This is a genomic window from Bradyrhizobium sp. USDA 4538 (assembly GCF_024171045.1).
Taxonomy (GTDB): domain Bacteria; phylum Pseudomonadota; class Alphaproteobacteria; order Rhizobiales; family Xanthobacteraceae; genus Bradyrhizobium; species Bradyrhizobium australafricanum.
In genome coordinates, this window is sequence record NZ_JALJZE010000001.1 from 3,327,324 (window position 1) to 3,341,120 (window position 13,797).

Annotated in this window: 18 protein-coding genes; 5 read left to right on the plus strand and 13 right to left on the minus strand. The window is 61.6% G+C overall.

Features of this window, described 5'->3' with window-relative positions; all coding sequences use genetic code 11:
- Positions 1 to 67 precede the first annotated feature (67 nt).
- The 8 genes from J2R78_RS14895 to J2R78_RS14925 form a co-directional block, all read right to left on the minus strand.
- Positions 68 to 739: an NrsF family protein gene (locus tag J2R78_RS14895; protein WP_253605243.1), complete on the minus strand. Its 672-nt coding sequence runs from the start codon at positions 737 to 739 to the stop codon at positions 68 to 70.
- Positions 740 to 742: 3 nt separating this feature from the next.
- A complete protein-coding gene (locus tag J2R78_RS14900; protein ID WP_253636011.1) occupies positions 743 to 1,306 on the minus strand; it encodes a sigma-70 family RNA polymerase sigma factor in 564 nt (187 codons plus the stop codon).
- A gap of 1 nt (position 1,307) precedes the next feature.
- A complete protein-coding gene (locus J2R78_RS14905) occupies positions 1,308 to 2,015 on the minus strand; it encodes a cytochrome c biogenesis CcdA family protein (protein ID WP_253609825.1) in 708 nt (235 codons plus the stop codon).
- A gap of 38 nt (positions 2,016 to 2,053) precedes the next feature.
- The gene (locus J2R78_RS14910) at positions 2,054 to 2,455 is read right to left on the minus strand and encodes a thioredoxin family protein (RefSeq protein WP_253605246.1); all 402 of its coding nucleotides are present in this window, start codon (positions 2,453 to 2,455) and stop codon (positions 2,054 to 2,056) included.
- A gap of 164 nt (positions 2,456 to 2,619) precedes the next feature.
- The gene (locus J2R78_RS14915) at positions 2,620 to 3,357 is read right to left on the minus strand and encodes an SDR family oxidoreductase (protein ID WP_309144999.1); all 738 of its coding nucleotides are present in this window, start codon (positions 3,355 to 3,357) and stop codon (positions 2,620 to 2,622) included.
- A 75-nt stretch (positions 3,358 to 3,432) separates the two neighbouring features.
- Positions 3,433 to 3,654, minus strand: coding sequence for a hypothetical protein (locus tag J2R78_RS45370; RefSeq protein ID WP_375166738.1), 222 nt, complete (start codon positions 3,652 to 3,654; stop codon positions 3,433 to 3,435).
- Positions 3,655 to 3,716: 62 nt separating this feature from the next.
- Positions 3,717 to 4,178: a RidA family protein gene (locus tag J2R78_RS14920; RefSeq protein ID WP_253605259.1), complete on the minus strand. Its 462-nt coding sequence runs from the start codon at positions 4,176 to 4,178 to the stop codon at positions 3,717 to 3,719.
- Between the two features lie 198 nt (positions 4,179 to 4,376).
- Complete coding sequence (locus tag J2R78_RS14925) at positions 4,377 to 5,543, minus strand: multidrug effflux MFS transporter (RefSeq protein WP_253605262.1); 1,167 nt, start codon at positions 5,541 to 5,543, stop codon at positions 4,377 to 4,379.
- A 152-nt stretch (positions 5,544 to 5,695) separates the two neighbouring features.
- Here J2R78_RS14925 and J2R78_RS14930 point away from each other — a divergent pair, with 152 nt between their 5' ends.
- Complete coding sequence (locus tag J2R78_RS14930; RefSeq protein WP_253605266.1) at positions 5,696 to 6,568, plus strand: LysR family transcriptional regulator; 873 nt, start codon at positions 5,696 to 5,698, stop codon at positions 6,566 to 6,568.
- Between the two features lie 752 nt (positions 6,569 to 7,320).
- Here J2R78_RS14930 and J2R78_RS14935 read toward each other — a convergent pair.
- The 5 genes from J2R78_RS14935 to J2R78_RS14955 all read right to left on the minus strand — a co-directional run bounded on the left by J2R78_RS14935 (position 7,321) and on the right by J2R78_RS14955 (position 10,198).
- Positions 7,321 to 7,734, minus strand: coding sequence for an MAPEG family protein (locus J2R78_RS14935; protein ID WP_253605268.1), 414 nt, complete (start codon positions 7,732 to 7,734; stop codon positions 7,321 to 7,323).
- Between the two features lie 45 nt (positions 7,735 to 7,779).
- Positions 7,780 to 8,265, minus strand: coding sequence for an SRPBCC family protein (locus tag J2R78_RS14940; RefSeq protein WP_253605270.1), 486 nt, complete (start codon positions 8,263 to 8,265; stop codon positions 7,780 to 7,782).
- A complete protein-coding gene (locus J2R78_RS14945) occupies positions 8,262 to 8,579 on the minus strand; it encodes a helix-turn-helix transcriptional regulator (RefSeq protein ID WP_253605271.1) in 318 nt (105 codons plus the stop codon). Before J2R78_RS14945 ends, J2R78_RS14940 begins: the two co-directional genes overlap by 4 nt.
- A gap of 105 nt (positions 8,580 to 8,684) precedes the next feature.
- Entirely contained in the window at positions 8,685 to 9,509 is an 825-nt protein-coding gene (locus J2R78_RS14950; protein WP_253605272.1) for a nucleoside phosphorylase, read from the minus strand.
- 20 nt (positions 9,510 to 9,529) lie between these two features.
- Positions 9,530 to 10,198, minus strand: a complete 669-nt coding sequence (locus tag J2R78_RS14955) for a metalloregulator ArsR/SmtB family transcription factor (protein WP_253605275.1) — start codon at positions 10,196 to 10,198, stop codon at positions 9,530 to 9,532.
- A 73-nt stretch (positions 10,199 to 10,271) separates the two neighbouring features.
- On the opposite strand from J2R78_RS14955, the gene J2R78_RS14960 reads away from it, so the two are divergent.
- Genes J2R78_RS14960 through J2R78_RS14975 form a run of 4 tightly spaced genes read left to right on the plus strand, consistent with a single transcriptional unit; the run spans position 10,272 to position 13,789 of the window.
- Complete coding sequence (locus J2R78_RS14960) at positions 10,272 to 11,012, plus strand: MBL fold metallo-hydrolase (protein ID WP_253605277.1); 741 nt, start codon at positions 10,272 to 10,274, stop codon at positions 11,010 to 11,012.
- Positions 11,013 to 11,016: 4 nt separating this feature from the next.
- A complete protein-coding gene (locus tag J2R78_RS14965; RefSeq protein ID WP_253605279.1) occupies positions 11,017 to 12,276 on the plus strand; it encodes an MFS transporter in 1,260 nt (419 codons plus the stop codon).
- Positions 12,273 to 12,659: a GFA family protein gene (locus tag J2R78_RS14970; protein ID WP_253605284.1), complete on the plus strand. Its 387-nt coding sequence runs from the start codon at positions 12,273 to 12,275 to the stop codon at positions 12,657 to 12,659. Before J2R78_RS14965 ends, J2R78_RS14970 begins: the two co-directional genes overlap by 4 nt.
- Positions 12,656 to 13,789 (plus strand): cysteine desulfurase family protein, encoded by a 1,134-nt coding sequence (locus J2R78_RS14975; protein ID WP_253605286.1) that lies wholly within the window; start codon positions 12,656 to 12,658, stop codon positions 13,787 to 13,789. Before J2R78_RS14970 ends, J2R78_RS14975 begins: the two co-directional genes overlap by 4 nt.
- Positions 13,790 to 13,797: the final 8 nt, after the last annotated feature.

Here is a 13,797-nt window from a genome sequence, read left to right on the forward strand (position 1 = left end):
CGCAGGGCGCCGGCACAAAGACAATTCGCGGTGTTACCGCCCGGCCAGCTTCGGAGGTGGACGCATTTCACCGGTCGGACCGGGGGCCGGCCGAGACCGCCATCCTCGTCAGGACACGCCGACCAACGATAGCCTCAATGATCACAATCACCACTGCCGTTCCAAGATTCCACATCAGGTTCATGATGGTGGCGTCGAGGCGATAAAGCAACGACATGGCCGTCGAAGTCATGCCCGCAACGGCCAGTCCGGCTGCCAACGTCACCAGGGCCGGGCGCAGGCGGGCGGCGTGACGTAACATCACAAAAATCGATGCCGACAGTGGTAGGCTGACGAGAAGCACCGTGGCGAAGCACTGAAAAGCCGCGCCCATCCGCAGGCTGCCCGCGTCGTAACTGACCCAGTCTGTCAAGCAACCATAGCCAAGGGTCGCCATCCACACCGCAAGCGGCGGCAGCGGAAGCATCAGCCAGGACCGCGAACGGTCGGGCAGGCTTGCCATCAGGCAACTCAAGGCGGCCAGCGCGCCCGTCAGAAAGGAGGCCGTAGTCCCAACGACGAAAGACGGGTTGCGCAGCTGGATTGCGATGTCCGACCGAAGACCATATTCGACGGCGAGCAGGACCACGACGACAAGTGCGATCAGGAGCCAACAGGCGGCCCGGAAGAGCGGAGGACGAATGACGCGCACTGGCCGCACGGCGTTCGCCAAGCTCTGGATGAGGTCGGTGGTATCCATCTTCTAGTTGCCTCCCTCGCCCAGGAGGCGCCTGAGCGCCTTGATGCCCCGATGGGCAGAAACCTTCAAAGACGCAATCGACATTCCGCTCTGTTCGGCGGCCTCCTTCAATGACCTCTCCTGCAACTTCAAAAGCGTGATGGCCTGGCGCTGGCCCTGCGGAAGTGCCAGTAGGGCGGCGTCCACAGCTCGACCATCCAGTGCCAGCTCACTATGCTGGTCGGGGGCGGCAAAGGCTTCGTGCTCGGTTTCCAACATCACTTCTCCTGCCGCCACGCGCCCCAGGGCGCGCAAGCGATCCGCAACACGATGCCGCGCGATACCAGCCAGCCAGGGCTTGAACGGGCGTGACGGGTCGTATGTGTGCCGAACCTCATGCAGTGTCAGCAGGATATCCTGGACGGTATCTTCGGCATCGCTCGCGTTGCGATGCGCCCGGTTCGCAATCGTTCGCAGATAGGGCGTGATCCCGAGCAACAGGCGGTGATAGGCATTTGTGTCTCCACGTTGCCCCAGCACCATGAGTGCCGTCCATTCCTGCGGGTCCGCCGCACGCAAACCGGACACGTCAAAACCGCGTGGTGAGGTCGGTCAGCCAGGCAGGTGACGCGGCGACAAGCGCGGCTTCCAGTGCGTGATCCGCGCCGGTCAGGATGAGAACTGCAACGGTCACCGCGCTTCCGCCTAGCAAGAGCTTGCCCGCCTTTCCAGCATTCATCATTTTGCCCCGCCAGCGCATCATCGCCGTTCGGGAAAGCGATCCAACGATGAGCAAGGGGACACTCGTTCCCAACCCGAATGCGACCATGACGGCTGCCACGCTTACGAGATCGTGGCCCTGGGCCGCAAGCACCGACGCAGCGCCGAGCGTCGGTCCCACGCAGGGGCTCCAGACGGCGCCCAGCAGAACGCCCACCGCGAACTGCCCCTTGACACCGGTCGGGGTCACGCGGGCGATGAGCCGGCTTCCGGCATTGCTGACGCCGCCAGTGACCATCGCGAAGCGTTGCTGCAATGCGCCGCTCAGCAGGAGGACCCCCAATCCGGCCAACAGGACGGCGGAAATGTTGCGAAACACATCGCCGTCGAGGCCGATAGCGAAGCCCATCGTGGCAACGAACAAACCGATGCTGGCGAAAGACAGCACAAGGCCCGCGACCAACGCCGGGACACCTAAGCGATGCACGGCCAGCGCAGGCCCGAGCACGAGCGGCAACAGTGGCAGGACGCATGGGGACAGGGTCGAGAGTATGCCCGCGATGAATCCGAACCCCATGCTGGCGAATGGCAAGGTCACGACGATATTCCCTGGGTCTAGTCGTTCGCCTTTTCGAGGAGCGTCTTGACCGAATTGGCATCGGTATCACCGGTTGAGCGCCCCTTTTCGGCGGCACCGTGGAACACGATCAGTGTGCTTTGCTTCTGGGCGCCCATGGCCCGGACAATGTCCTTTTGAGTGTCGAAATCGACGTTGTACACGACCAGATCCTTGAACGCGGCTTCGTTCTCGAGGCTGCTCAGGATCGGCCTCTGCTTGGCACAATACGGGCACCAGGGGGCGGTGATGTGGACCAGGATCGGCTTACCCTGATGCTGGGCGGCATCGAACGCCTGCTGCGTAAACGGCACCTCTGTCGCAGCGAAAGCGGCGGAGCCGATACCCGCAGAAAGACCCAGAGCCAACACGGCCACAGCCATCATCCTCGTGAAATGCATCGCAATCTCCTGGCAGCTTATGAACGTCCCGGCAAACGCTGCCAGGCTCGTGATCTAAGGTTCCGATCTATCTGCCAAAAGGTTACAGCGTCGGTGGCCAAAATTCGTGTTGGCACGTAGCCCTCGGCTGCGCAGATGATCTCACGAGACAGCCTCGGCATTTGCTAGCGGCCACCACCGACCGGAAGGATCGCACCGGTCACATAAGAAGCGGCGGGCGACATGAGCCAAATGATGGCCGAAGCGACCTCTTCTGCGGTCCCAGCTCTTCCCATCGGAATGCCTTTTGCGAGGCGATCGAGGCGATCAGGCGCTCCAGCCGCCGCATGTAGCCCAGTCTCGATCAGTCCGGCCGCAACCGCATTGACACGAATCCCCTCACCCGCGACTTCCAGCGCCAACCCCACGGTGAGAGTATCGAGTCCGCCCTTACTCGCGGCGTAGTGGATCCACTCGCCCGCTCCGCCGAGTTTCGCAGCGATGGAAGAGACGTTGACAATATTCCCCCCTCTGCCGCCGCGCCGTGTCGAAAGGCGTCGGACGGCTTCCCTTGCGCAAAGGAATGGACCGGCGACATTGACCGCCAAAACATGGCGCAAAACGTCGTCCCGAAGGTCCTCAAGGCGCGCAAAGCCGCCTGTGACCCCAGCATTGTTGACCAAGCCGGCTAGTGGCACCTCGAGCCTATCAGCAACCCCGAACATCCTCAGAACGCCGTCTTCATTGGCGAGATCAGCCTGGATCGAATGCAAGGTGAGGCCCTCGTGCCGCTGCTCTTGCACAAAGGCGTCTGCGGCCTGCGAATCTGTTGAGAAATTGATGAGGACCGGGTGACCAGCTTGCGCGAAAGAGCGCGCCACGACCGCGCCGATGCCGCGCGAACCGCCCGTGACGATAATCAAGCCCTTGCGTGAATCCTCTCTGCTCATTGGGGGAGTGTGGACCAAGGCTCGACGGATTGGCCAATACGACTTGCGTTATTTTTCAGACGCAGTGCATATGGTCCCGACATGAGACGCAAGCTTCTTCCGTTCGACGTCGGTCACGGCGAGGAACTCGCGAAGCGCTGGCGAGATGTCCTCCTCGCGCCAAACAACTGTGAGAGGCGCCATCGGAACAGGCGGCGAGAGCGGAACGAACGTCACGCCGCGCCGCCGTTGGCCGTCAGCGGCAGCCTGGGGCACAAGCGAGACGCCCACGCCCGTAGTCAGATCGCCTTCCAAGTTAAGGGTTACGTGGAGAACTAGTTGAGGACGAGTTGCTACTTGAGTGCCACAACAACCTCAACCTCAACCGCGGCACTTCGGGGCAACTGAGCAACCCCAACACTGGTCCGCGCGTGGGCGCCGCGATCTTTGCCGAACAATTCGAAGATTAGCTGTGACGCACCGTCGGCTACGGAGCTCTGCTGGTTGAAATCGGCAGCGCTATGCACAAAGACTGTCAACTTGAGTATTTGGTCGACTCGATCCAGCGTTCCCAACTCTCCACGGAGGGCAGCCAAGGCGCGAATGAACGCGATCCGAGCTCCTCGCTTGCCCTCCTCTAAAGTTACATCCCGCCCGACTTGGCCCACGACATGGACAAAGTCTCCATCCCGTGGAAGCTGTCCGCTGACATAGGCTACCCGATCATGGACAACGACCGGCGTGTATGCCGCGCCTGCAGGTGCCGATGTTGGCAACTCGATACCGAGATCCTTAAGACGATTCTCAACGCTCATCGTATCTCTCGACGTTTGGGCCGAAGCCTTGATAAAGTAGCCAGCGACGTCAGCGCAGCACACAAATGCTGCGCTCGCGCTATCGTGATGGGCGCCCACACAGCCGAGCGCGGAACAACTATCAAGACCGCATTCGGATTTTCCCGGCGAGTGCGACCGTTGATTGGCCGCAACCTCGCCTGGCACACAGTTGTTGGACTAGAGTCTTCTGCGCGCCTCGATCCAGTGGGGGATGATCGCGGTCGCGGCGATGATCGAGAAGACAAGGATGGCTATTGCCAATACCGCCCTCCCGGTTCCGAAACAGGCGCTCACCCCCAGCGCGGCCAGCGACGCGCTTCCGATCTGGAAAAACCCCACCAGCCCGGACGCGGTGGCGGCATGTTTTGGTTCGCTGGCAATAGCGCCCGAGACAGCCAATGACAGTGACGAGCCGTTCGACAGGCTAACCAGAAACATCGGTGCGACAATGGTGGCGGCGCACATGACTGGCGAGGCCAAGGTCAACACGAAGGTCAGACCACCGAGACAAAAAAAGCATACACCACCGGCAACAATGCCATCGTAGGACAGGTGCTCGATCAGCCGCTTCGAGACGAAGTTGGCCAGAATGATCCCGCAAGTGAGCGGCAGATAAAGCCACCCGCTGACTGTTTCCGGCAAGCCGAGGCGCTCGAAAAGAAAGGGGGACTGGGTCAAGTACACGAACCAGGCGCAGTAGATCGCGCAGACCACGAGGGCGTAGCGAATAAACGCGCCGTTGCGCAACACGACGGTAAATCCGGCCAAAAAAGCGCCGTCGTGACGCTTCTTCGGACCCGTTTCGTTGAGCAGCATCAAAGTCAGACATAGCGCGATGGCACCAAACACAGCGACAAAGATAAAATCGGCCCGCCAGCCGAATGCGGCCGCAAGGTAGCCACCAATGGCAGGAGCGAGCGCGGGCGACAGCGACACCAGCGGATAGACCACGCTATATACCTTTGCGGAGGCCTTCTTGTCGCATGTGTCGGCGATGACGGCACGACCAATGACCAGCCCCGAAGCCGCGCCGACAGCCTCGACCATGCGCCAGCCTAGGAAACTCGTGAAGCCAACGGCCAAGGCGCAACCGATCGATCCAGCGATGTAAAGAAGGATGCCCGCGACGAGAACGGGCTTGCGGCCCCACCGATCCGACAGCGGACCATAACAGAGCTGCGCCGCCGCGAGCGCCATCAGATAGACCGCCACCGTCTGTGGCATTTGCCAACCCGCAATCCCAAGTTGCTGCGCCATCACGGGCATTGCGGGCAAATAGACGTCCGAGGCAATGAGGCCGAAAGCGCTCAGCGCTGCGACGACAAGAACCAGTGTGGGTCGCATGAATAGCTCCTGCGCTCGGACGCGGTTGAATTGCGCCGAAATTGACGAACGGCGTCCGCCGCCGGCAGAGCGGATTGCTAAAGAGGATTGCGACGTGCGAAAATGCATAGAAATGCAGGCAATGGCTGCAAAATCGCATTCAGTCGGTGGACATGAACTGGGACGATGTTCGAATCTTTCTCGCGATTTATCGCGCTGGCACGCTGGTTGGGGCCGGGTTGGCGCTGAGTGTCGACCAAACCACGGTAGGACGACGCCTCGCTGCGCTCGAGAAGCGCCTGGGCTCAACACTCTTCCTGCGCACCAATGCGGGCTATGTGCTGACGGCAAGTGGCGAGGAAGCCTTGCAAGCGGGCGAGGCAATGGAGCGCCTTGCGGTCTCCTTCGAACACCGTAGCGCAGGATCGGATGCGCGCGTGGCGGGTGATGTCCGGGTCACAACTACGGACTCTCTCGCGATCGACTTCGTGATTCCCGCGATCGATCGGGTCCGCATCAACCACCCGGACATCAGAGTCATTCTCACCACGACGACGAAGCTGCTCGATCTCGGTCGAAGGGAAGCGGATATCGCTGTCCGCACCCTGCGCCCGGCACAATCGGATCTGATCGTGCGCAGACTGGCCGAGTGGGAGGTTGGCCTCTACGCATCCCGGAAATATCTCGATGCACGCGGTAGACCTCGACAGAGCTCGGCGTTCGCTGGCCACGATCTGGCGATCTACCAGCCCGGCATCACGAACAGGCAGGGCGCGACGCTGGCGGGCGAGTCCATCGCGGAAGGGAAGATCGTCGCGGAATTGGATTCCAGCCTGATGCTAGCGAGCGTCGTCCGGGCGGGGCTGGCGTTAGGGGAATTACCGACCTATCACGCCCAGCGCGATCCGGATCTTGTTCGGATCTGGCCTATGCGCAAGCGAGCCGCACCCTACGAAGTGTGGCTTGTGCTGCATGCGGATCTGGCACGCACGGCTCGCGTGCGCGTCGTTGTCGAAGCGATTGCCGCGCTGTTCGAGCAGGGCTAAGCGGAAAGTAGCGGTGGTCTCGTAGCTTGGCTTGTGATGGTCGATATTGCCATGCCAACAAACGCGTATGGCGTTCGCACCGCTGCTCCGCGGCATGCCGGACGGGAGGAACTCAAGCGCCACCGATTCAGCGAACGCGATCGCCGAAGATCGGAGTTTGGCGTAGAAAATCGTAGGATTGGTAGCGGGGGAGAGACTCGAACCCCCGACCTTGGTGCTGTTCTTTAACGATCAGTCGCCGGACGACCGGTAGACTCAACGTTTTCCATAGCCGTTTCAACACCAGCCCGCCGTTGCAGACTTAAGTTTCTGCCAACGCACTCCTAGATGATGATCTTCTGATCGGTGCAGATGTCCGATTTGCGCGCCCGAATATCCAAATCTACGACGCCCACGTAGCCGACCTGTTCCAATGGGTCTGTGCGCGGTATCTCGTTGGCGTGCTTACAGAAACAAACTGGCGGAGAGAGTGTCAGTCAACTCCCTTTGAAAGACAAAGCATTTTTGACTTTCGTCCGCCAAAACCCACCAATTGAGCTACGGCCGCAAACGAGCGTTTCGCCTCCAATCTTTTCAAGAAATCATCATGGCGCATCACGCACGCGCTCAGTTTCCGCCGGCCGTGGACCGCAGGTTGATTGGCGTTTGCCTGCTCCGAATGCAAAGGTCACACGTTCGAATCGTGTCGGGTGCGCCAGTTTCCCTTAATTCTATAGGATTATCGCGTCGTCAGGCGGCCCACTGTTAATACCCTAGCGGATGGCAGCCACGATGGTCACTACAATGAGAATGATAGTAACGACCGCACCTGAAACATAAAGAATGGTTCTGATGCTGCCGCCTTTGGCGGCCTTGCCGCCGCGCAAATAGACAGCAACGTGGATCAGACGAATTGCGATATAGATCCATACGAGCGCTGCAAGTGTGACGGGGCTAATCCCCACCATCATAGCCAGCACAGCCGGAACCACAAAAGGCGGCAGCGCCTCCACCGTGTTCAAGTGAACGCGATCGATCCGGTAAAGCAAGTTGTCGTCATCCAACGGCAAGACAGGTCCAGAGAGTGCCCCAGCCCTACCTTTGGACGATCCCGAATAGACCGCCAGCCCAATTGACACGAGGCAAAGGAAGAGCACTCCGACGATGCTAAACGAGTAGGCTGCCATACAGAACTCCGCAAATTGCGATCACGTCGCATGGACACGCGAGCATCATGCCTCGCGGGCGGTGCGCTCGGCGTACCGTTTCAGATAGAGCGGCCAACCCTGATCACCCTCAACGCCGTCGCGCACGCCTTCCCAACCGTGGCCATGACGTTCGAGGTGACGGTGCTCCAGTTCCAATCGCGTCCGGCCTGGCGTCTCGGCGATGAACCGCACCTCCCACTCACTGGTCTTGTCGGGATCTGTTTCGATTTGCCAACGCGGGCTGATGTCCCAGCTTAGAACCACGCGATCTGGCGGCTCAAAAGCCAACACACGCGCCCAGCGGCATTCGCTGCCATCGACACCTCGATCATAAACGTGACCCCCAACCCGGGGTTCGAACACAGTCTCTGCGATGGGGACGGAGAGCAAATTGTGCTCGCGAGGCTTGAAGCTGCCGAAGTCTTCAGTGAAGACCTTGAACGCACGCTCGATAGGCGCCTCGACCACGATGGATTGTTTGATGGGCGCGGCCGATACACGTTTGTTCATTGCTGGTCCTCCACTGATTCTTCGACGGCCACTTTGTAGGCCGCCAGTGTGCTGCTCCAGAACCGGTCAAGCCAGGCGCGCATCTGGCCGAGCCCCGCCGGATCGATGTGATAAATGTTGCTGGCCCCCTTTGGCTCGGCACGAACCAAACGAGATTCGCGCAGCACCTTCAGATGCTGGGAGACGGCTGACTGGGAGACCGTCAGTTCTCGAGTGAGTTCAACGACAGTCCGAGGCCGCGCGCCCACCAGTTCGAAAATTCGTCTGCGAGTGGGATCGCCGAGAGCGGCCAATTGCACGCTGTCTTTAGGCATGGCTGGCCGACGTCCGATCATTAGTCATAACTAATGATTAGCGTAGACTGATGATTACGTCAAATGGAGATGTAGCCAAGCTTTCGCATGCCGATCACAGGCAGGTCATGACACGGAACTTCGCCACCCCCGAGCCGCACCGGCGACCACGGCGAGAGTGGCCTTGGCGCCGTCCGCCTCGCCCTTCTCGAAATCGCCTTCGGTCTGCGCCATCGAGTTCGTGACGTGAGCGAAGCAGACGATCGAGTTGCCGCTAGTCGTGCCGAAAGCGTAGAGCGCTGCGGCCTCCATCTCCACGGCGAGAGTCCCCAGATCGCGCGCTCGCGAGATCGCCGCTTCGGTCTCGCGATAGGGAGCATCCGTCGTCCAGGTCGAGCCGCGATGCAGTTTCTCCGGCAGCGAACGGCCCGCGCGCTCGACGCGATCCAGAAGCGACATGTCGGGTGCCGCCGCAAAAACCGAGCCAGGCAGGTAGTGATAGCTCGTCCCCTCGTCGCGCAGCGCGCGGTCGATCAGGACGAAATATGGAGTTGGTCCTATAGCATTGATCTGGCCCGCCGAGGTGACGCTGACCAGCAGCCGGCAGCCCGACGCGAAGAGCTGCTCGGCGACCAGGACGGCGAAGGGGGCGCCGACCGCGCAGCCGACAATCCCGACCTCGCCGATGCCGTCGAGATCGAAGGCCATAAGTTCGGTGTGGTAGCAGGCCCAACCTTCGTGGATCCGGCCGGCGCCGGTCCGCTTGAGGTGGCGGACGACGTCACCGTCCGGATCGAGCACGCAGATTTCGGGCACAGCGACGAGCGGCAACTGCCTCTGTCGGCGCGCCTCCCTCAACAGGGATTCAGGCCGGAACACCGAGGGCGCCTTGTGATCCTTGATGCCGACGATCGGCCACGCGGGTTCCGCGCGATGAGACTTATCATCCATGATGCACCTGACGAGTTGTCTCAAGCCGCGGATTCGACCGGCAGGCCGGCGGCTTTCCATTCGGGGTAACCGTCCTCAAGACGGCGAACGCGATAGCCGCGCGCCCTCAAGGCTGACACGGCTTCGAACGAAAGGACGCAATAGGGACCGCGACAGTAGGCGATCACCTCGCGCCCCTTCGGAAGTTCGCCGAGGCGTCGTTCCAGTTCGGCAAGCGGAACGTTGAGCGCGCCCGGTAGATGGCCCAGCGCGAACTCGTCCTCGGGGCGCACGTCGAGCAACGTTACCACTTCGTCCCGCAATCGCGCGACCAAGTCGTCACGCGAGACGGGCTCAAGCGCATCACGGGCCTGGAAGTAATCGGTCACAACACGACCGATCTCGGCGACATTCCGTTCGCCGACGCGCCCCAGCGCTTTGATCAGCGTGACCACTTCGGCGTCGCCGGCGAGACGATAGAGGATGTGTTTGCCGCGACGCTCGGTCTCGACGAGACGCGCGCGCCTCAGGATCTGCAGGTGCCGCGACGTGTTGGCGAACGTCAGATGTGCCCGAGCCGACAGCTCCTCGACGGTGCGTATCCCCTGCGCAAGGTGCTCCAGGAGCTCAAGCCGGTGGGCATGGCCAAGCGCCTGTGCCACCTGGGCAAGGTTTTCATAGATCGCCTGTTTCGGTCCCGAGCTTGACACGGCGCCCTTTCAATATATCATTCAGCAGATCGATTGAATGTTTTTAGCGTTTCTCAAGAGGGAGTGCAAGTCCATGATTCTCCGCCAGTTCTTGCATAGCGATCCGGTCGGTATCTCCTACCTTTTCCGCTGCGGCGGCAAAGCCGCCGGCGCGGTCGTCGATCCGGTCGGCGATATTCAGCCCTACCTTCAGGCCGCCGACAATGCCGGCATGCGGATACACTACGTCATCGACACCCATGTCCATGCCGATCACCTGTCGGCGGGCCGGGCACTCGCCGCTGCAGCGGGAGCCGAGTACGTGCTCTCGACGGAGGCTGGCGTATCGTTCCCGTACAAGCCAGTGAACGACGGCGATGTACTTCCGCTCGGCAACGTTTCCGCCACCGTGCTGCACACGCCCGGTCACACGCCCGAGCACATCTGCATCCTTGTGACGGACCGCACCCGCGCCAACGAGCCGTGGTTCGTCTTCACCGGACACACGCTCATGGTCGGCGATCTCGGCCGCACCGAGCTTGCGGCGAGCGCGGAGGAAGGCGCAAGGCAATTGTTCAAGAGCGTGCGAAGGCTGAAGGAGCTTCCTGACTACGTCGAGGTGCTGCCGGGCGCCTATGCGGGCTCGGTCTGCGGCCGCCGCCTGAGCGGCAAGCCATCGTCCGCGATCGGCTTCGAGAAGCGGCACAATCAGGCGTTCACGATCGAAGACGAAGCCGAGTTTGTCCGGTTCATGGTCGCCGAAATTCCGCCGGCGCCACCGGAAGCCGCGAAGATCAGGGCGGCAAACTCTGGCACGGCGGCGGCCGCGGCCTGATCTCATGACCGAGGCTGTAAGCGGTCCACAGACTGCGTCGTCTGTCCGGCTGGGGCTGAAAGAGAACTGGCCGCAGTTCGCGATGCTCGTCCTGATCAACGCCTTCGTCGGGGGAATGGTCGGAATCGAGCGGACGGTCGTGCCGCTGATCGGATCCGAGGAGTTCAAGATCAGTTCGACGACCCTCGTCGTTTCCTTCATCGTCAGCTTCGGCGTCGTGAAGGCATGCGCCAACCTAGTCTCCGGCCAGCTCGCCGACGCCTGGGGACGCAAACGTGTTCTGATCCTCGGCTGGCTTGTCGGGCTGCCGGTGCCGTTCATGATCATGTGGGCGCCGAGCTGGGGATGGGTCATCGCAGCGAACGCCCTTCTCGGCATCAACCAGGGTTTGGCCTGGTCGATGACGGTGATCATGAAAATCGATCTCGTCGGGCCGAAGTCGCGCGGGCTTGCTGTCGGACTGAACGAGTTCGCCGGCTATCTCGCGGTCGGCGTGACCGCCTTCCTCACAGGGTATCTTGCCTCGAAGTACGGACTGCGGCCGGCGCCGATCTACCTCGGCGTTGCCTATGCGGTGTTGGGCACAGTGCTGTCGATCCTGCTGGTGCAGGATACCCGGGAGCACGTCCGCCTGGAGACTGCGGCGCATGCACGTCAAGCGTCTCCGATCAGCTTCCGGGAGATATTCGTCCTCACGTCGTTCGGGGATCGCAATCTGTTCGCCGCGTCGCAGGCCGGGCTCGTCAATAATCTCAATGATGGGATGAGCTGGGGAATCTTCCCGCTGTTCTTCGCCTCGTTCGGCCTCCACGTCGATCGGATCGGCATACTGAAGGCTGTCTATCCGGCCACCTGGGGCATCCTGCAGATCGCCACGGGCCCTCTTTCCGACCGTTGGGGCCGCAAGGGCTTGATCGTGGCCGGCATGTGGGTGCAGGCCGCGGGTCTCTTCCTGACCGCAGCAACAAGCCATTTCGAATGGTGGCTGGTCGGCAGCCTTTTGCTCGGACTTGGCACGGCCATGGTGTACCCGAGCCTGATCGCCGCCGTGTCCGATGCTTCGCATCCAAGCTGGCGCGCACGCTCGCTCAGCGTCTACCGCTTCTGGCGCGATCTCGGTTACGCGATCGGGGCGCTGTCGGCCGGCATCATCGCCGACCTGTTCGGCATGACCTGGGCGATCGGAGTGATCGGCGCGCTCACTTTCCTCTCGGGGGCGATAGTGTTCGTCGCCATGGAGGGCCGGCCCGGAGCACAACAATGAACGAGACCTTTTCAGGACGCTGCCTTTGTGGGGCGGTACGCTTCGAGGCGCGAGGTCGACCGAAGGGAGTCTTCTGGTGTCACTGCGATAGCTGCCGCCGCCATTCCGGCGCCCCCGTCAGCGTGTTCGTCGGGTTCGAGAACGACGCTGTCGCGATGATCGAGGGTACCATCGCCACGTTCAAATCATCGCCAGGAACCACACGCGGCTTCTGCGCCCGCTGCGGCTCGACGCTGACCTGCGCTACGGTGCATTTTCCGACGGAGACTCACTACCACGTCGGCGCTTTCGATCGGGCGGCGGAGCTCCGACCGGGGAAACATTTCTTCGCCAGCGAGCAGCTTCCCTGGTTGCAGCTTGACCACAGCGAGCAAAGCAAATGACTGCGACGACGCGGCCGATCTATCTCGATTACAACGCGAGCACACCGCTTGATCCAGCCGTGGCGGAGGCAATGCGGCCATTTTTGGACGACGCGTTCGGCAATCCTTCTAGCGGCCATTGGGCCAGCGCGCCGGCGAAGGCCGCGCTCGATCGGGCCCGCAGCCAGGTCGCCGGCCTCCTCGGCGCAGCACCCGACGAGATCGTATTCACCAGCGGTGGCAGCGAAGCGAACAATCTGGCGATCAAGGGCACATTCTTTGCACCGAACCGCCATGGCGCGCACATCGTCACCTCGGCCATCGAGCATCCAGCCGTCCTTGCTCCGTGCCGGTTTCTCGAACGGTTCGGCGCTACTGTCACGTATGTTCCGGTGGACGCGACAGGCTTGATCGATCCAGAGGACGTGCGGCGCGCCATTACTCCGCAGACGCTGTTGATCAGCATCATGCACGCCAACAACGAAGTCGGCACCATCCAGCCGATCGCCGAAATCGGCGCGATCGCGCGAGAGCATGGAATCCGCTTCCACACCGACGCGGCTCAATCGGTCGGAAAAATTCCGACCAAGGTAGACGAACTCGGTGTCGATATGCTGACGATCGCCGGTCACAAGCTCTACGCCCCGAAGGGCGTCGGCGCGCTGTATGTCAGGCGAGGCCTCGAACTTGAGCCGTTGATCCACGGCGCCGGTCATGAATCAGGCCGACGCGCCGGAACCGAGAGCGCCCTGCTCGCAGTCGGGCTTGGGGCGGCATGTGCACTGGTCACGGACCTTGCACCCATGAACAAAGTCCAAGTCCTGCGCGATCGCTTATGGCAGGCGCTGCAAGGCGGGCTCGGTGAAGGGGTGGCGCTCAACGGACACCCCACGCATCGCTTGCCCAATACCCTCAACGTGTCGTTCGTCGGCAGAATCGGTTCGGGCATTCTCGCGCAATTGTGCGATGTCGCGGCATCGACAGGTTCGGCATGCCACTCGGGGCAGATCGAACTCTCGCCGGTTCTCGCGGCCATGCGCGTGCCCGAAAGGACTGGAATGGGTGCGATCCGCTTCAGCCTGGGAAGGCACACGACAGTCGATGAGATTGACCAAGTCGTCGCACGCCTAGCCACGATTGCGATGGTCTGATCGCTTCA

Bases quoted from the DNA above. Each gene is read 5' to 3' on its own strand.
- J2R78_RS14935 (WP_253605268.1), bottom strand. From the start codon at position 7,734: ATGGCAGCCTACTCGTTTAGCATCGTCGGAGTGCTCTTCCTTTGCCTC.
- J2R78_RS14975 (WP_253605286.1), top strand. From the start codon at position 12,656: ATGACTGCGACGACGCGGCCGATCTATCTCGATTACAACGCGAGCACA.
- J2R78_RS14950 (WP_253605272.1), bottom strand. From the start codon at position 9,509: ATGGATGATAAGTCTCATCGCGCGGAACCCGCGTGGCCGATCGTCGGC.
- J2R78_RS14895 (WP_253605243.1), bottom strand. From the start codon at position 739: ATGGATACCACCGACCTCATCCAGAGCTTGGCGAACGCCGTGCGGCCA.
- J2R78_RS14930 (WP_253605266.1), top strand. From the start codon at position 5,696: ATGAACTGGGACGATGTTCGAATCTTTCTCGCGATTTATCGCGCTGGC.
- J2R78_RS14970 (WP_253605284.1), top strand. From the start codon at position 12,273: ATGAACGAGACCTTTTCAGGACGCTGCCTTTGTGGGGCGGTACGCTTC.
- J2R78_RS14920 (WP_253605259.1), bottom strand. From the start codon at position 4,178: ATGAGCGTTGAGAATCGTCTTAAGGATCTCGGTATCGAGTTGCCAACA.
- J2R78_RS14905 (WP_253609825.1), bottom strand. From the start codon at position 2,015: ATGGGGTTCGGATTCATCGCGGGCATACTCTCGACCCTGTCCCCATGC.
- J2R78_RS14910 (WP_253605246.1), bottom strand. From the start codon at position 2,455: ATGCATTTCACGAGGATGATGGCTGTGGCCGTGTTGGCTCTGGGTCTT.
- J2R78_RS14945 (WP_253605271.1), bottom strand. From the start codon at position 8,579: ATGCCTAAAGACAGCGTGCAATTGGCCGCTCTCGGCGATCCCACTCGC.
- J2R78_RS14965 (WP_253605279.1), top strand. From the start codon at position 11,017: ATGACCGAGGCTGTAAGCGGTCCACAGACTGCGTCGTCTGTCCGGCTG.
- J2R78_RS14925 (WP_253605262.1), bottom strand. From the start codon at position 5,543: ATGCGACCCACACTGGTTCTTGTCGTCGCAGCGCTGAGCGCTTTCGGC.
- J2R78_RS14960 (WP_253605277.1), top strand. From the start codon at position 10,272: ATGATTCTCCGCCAGTTCTTGCATAGCGATCCGGTCGGTATCTCCTAC.
- J2R78_RS14940 (WP_253605270.1), bottom strand. From the start codon at position 8,265: ATGAACAAACGTGTATCGGCCGCGCCCATCAAACAATCCATCGTGGTC.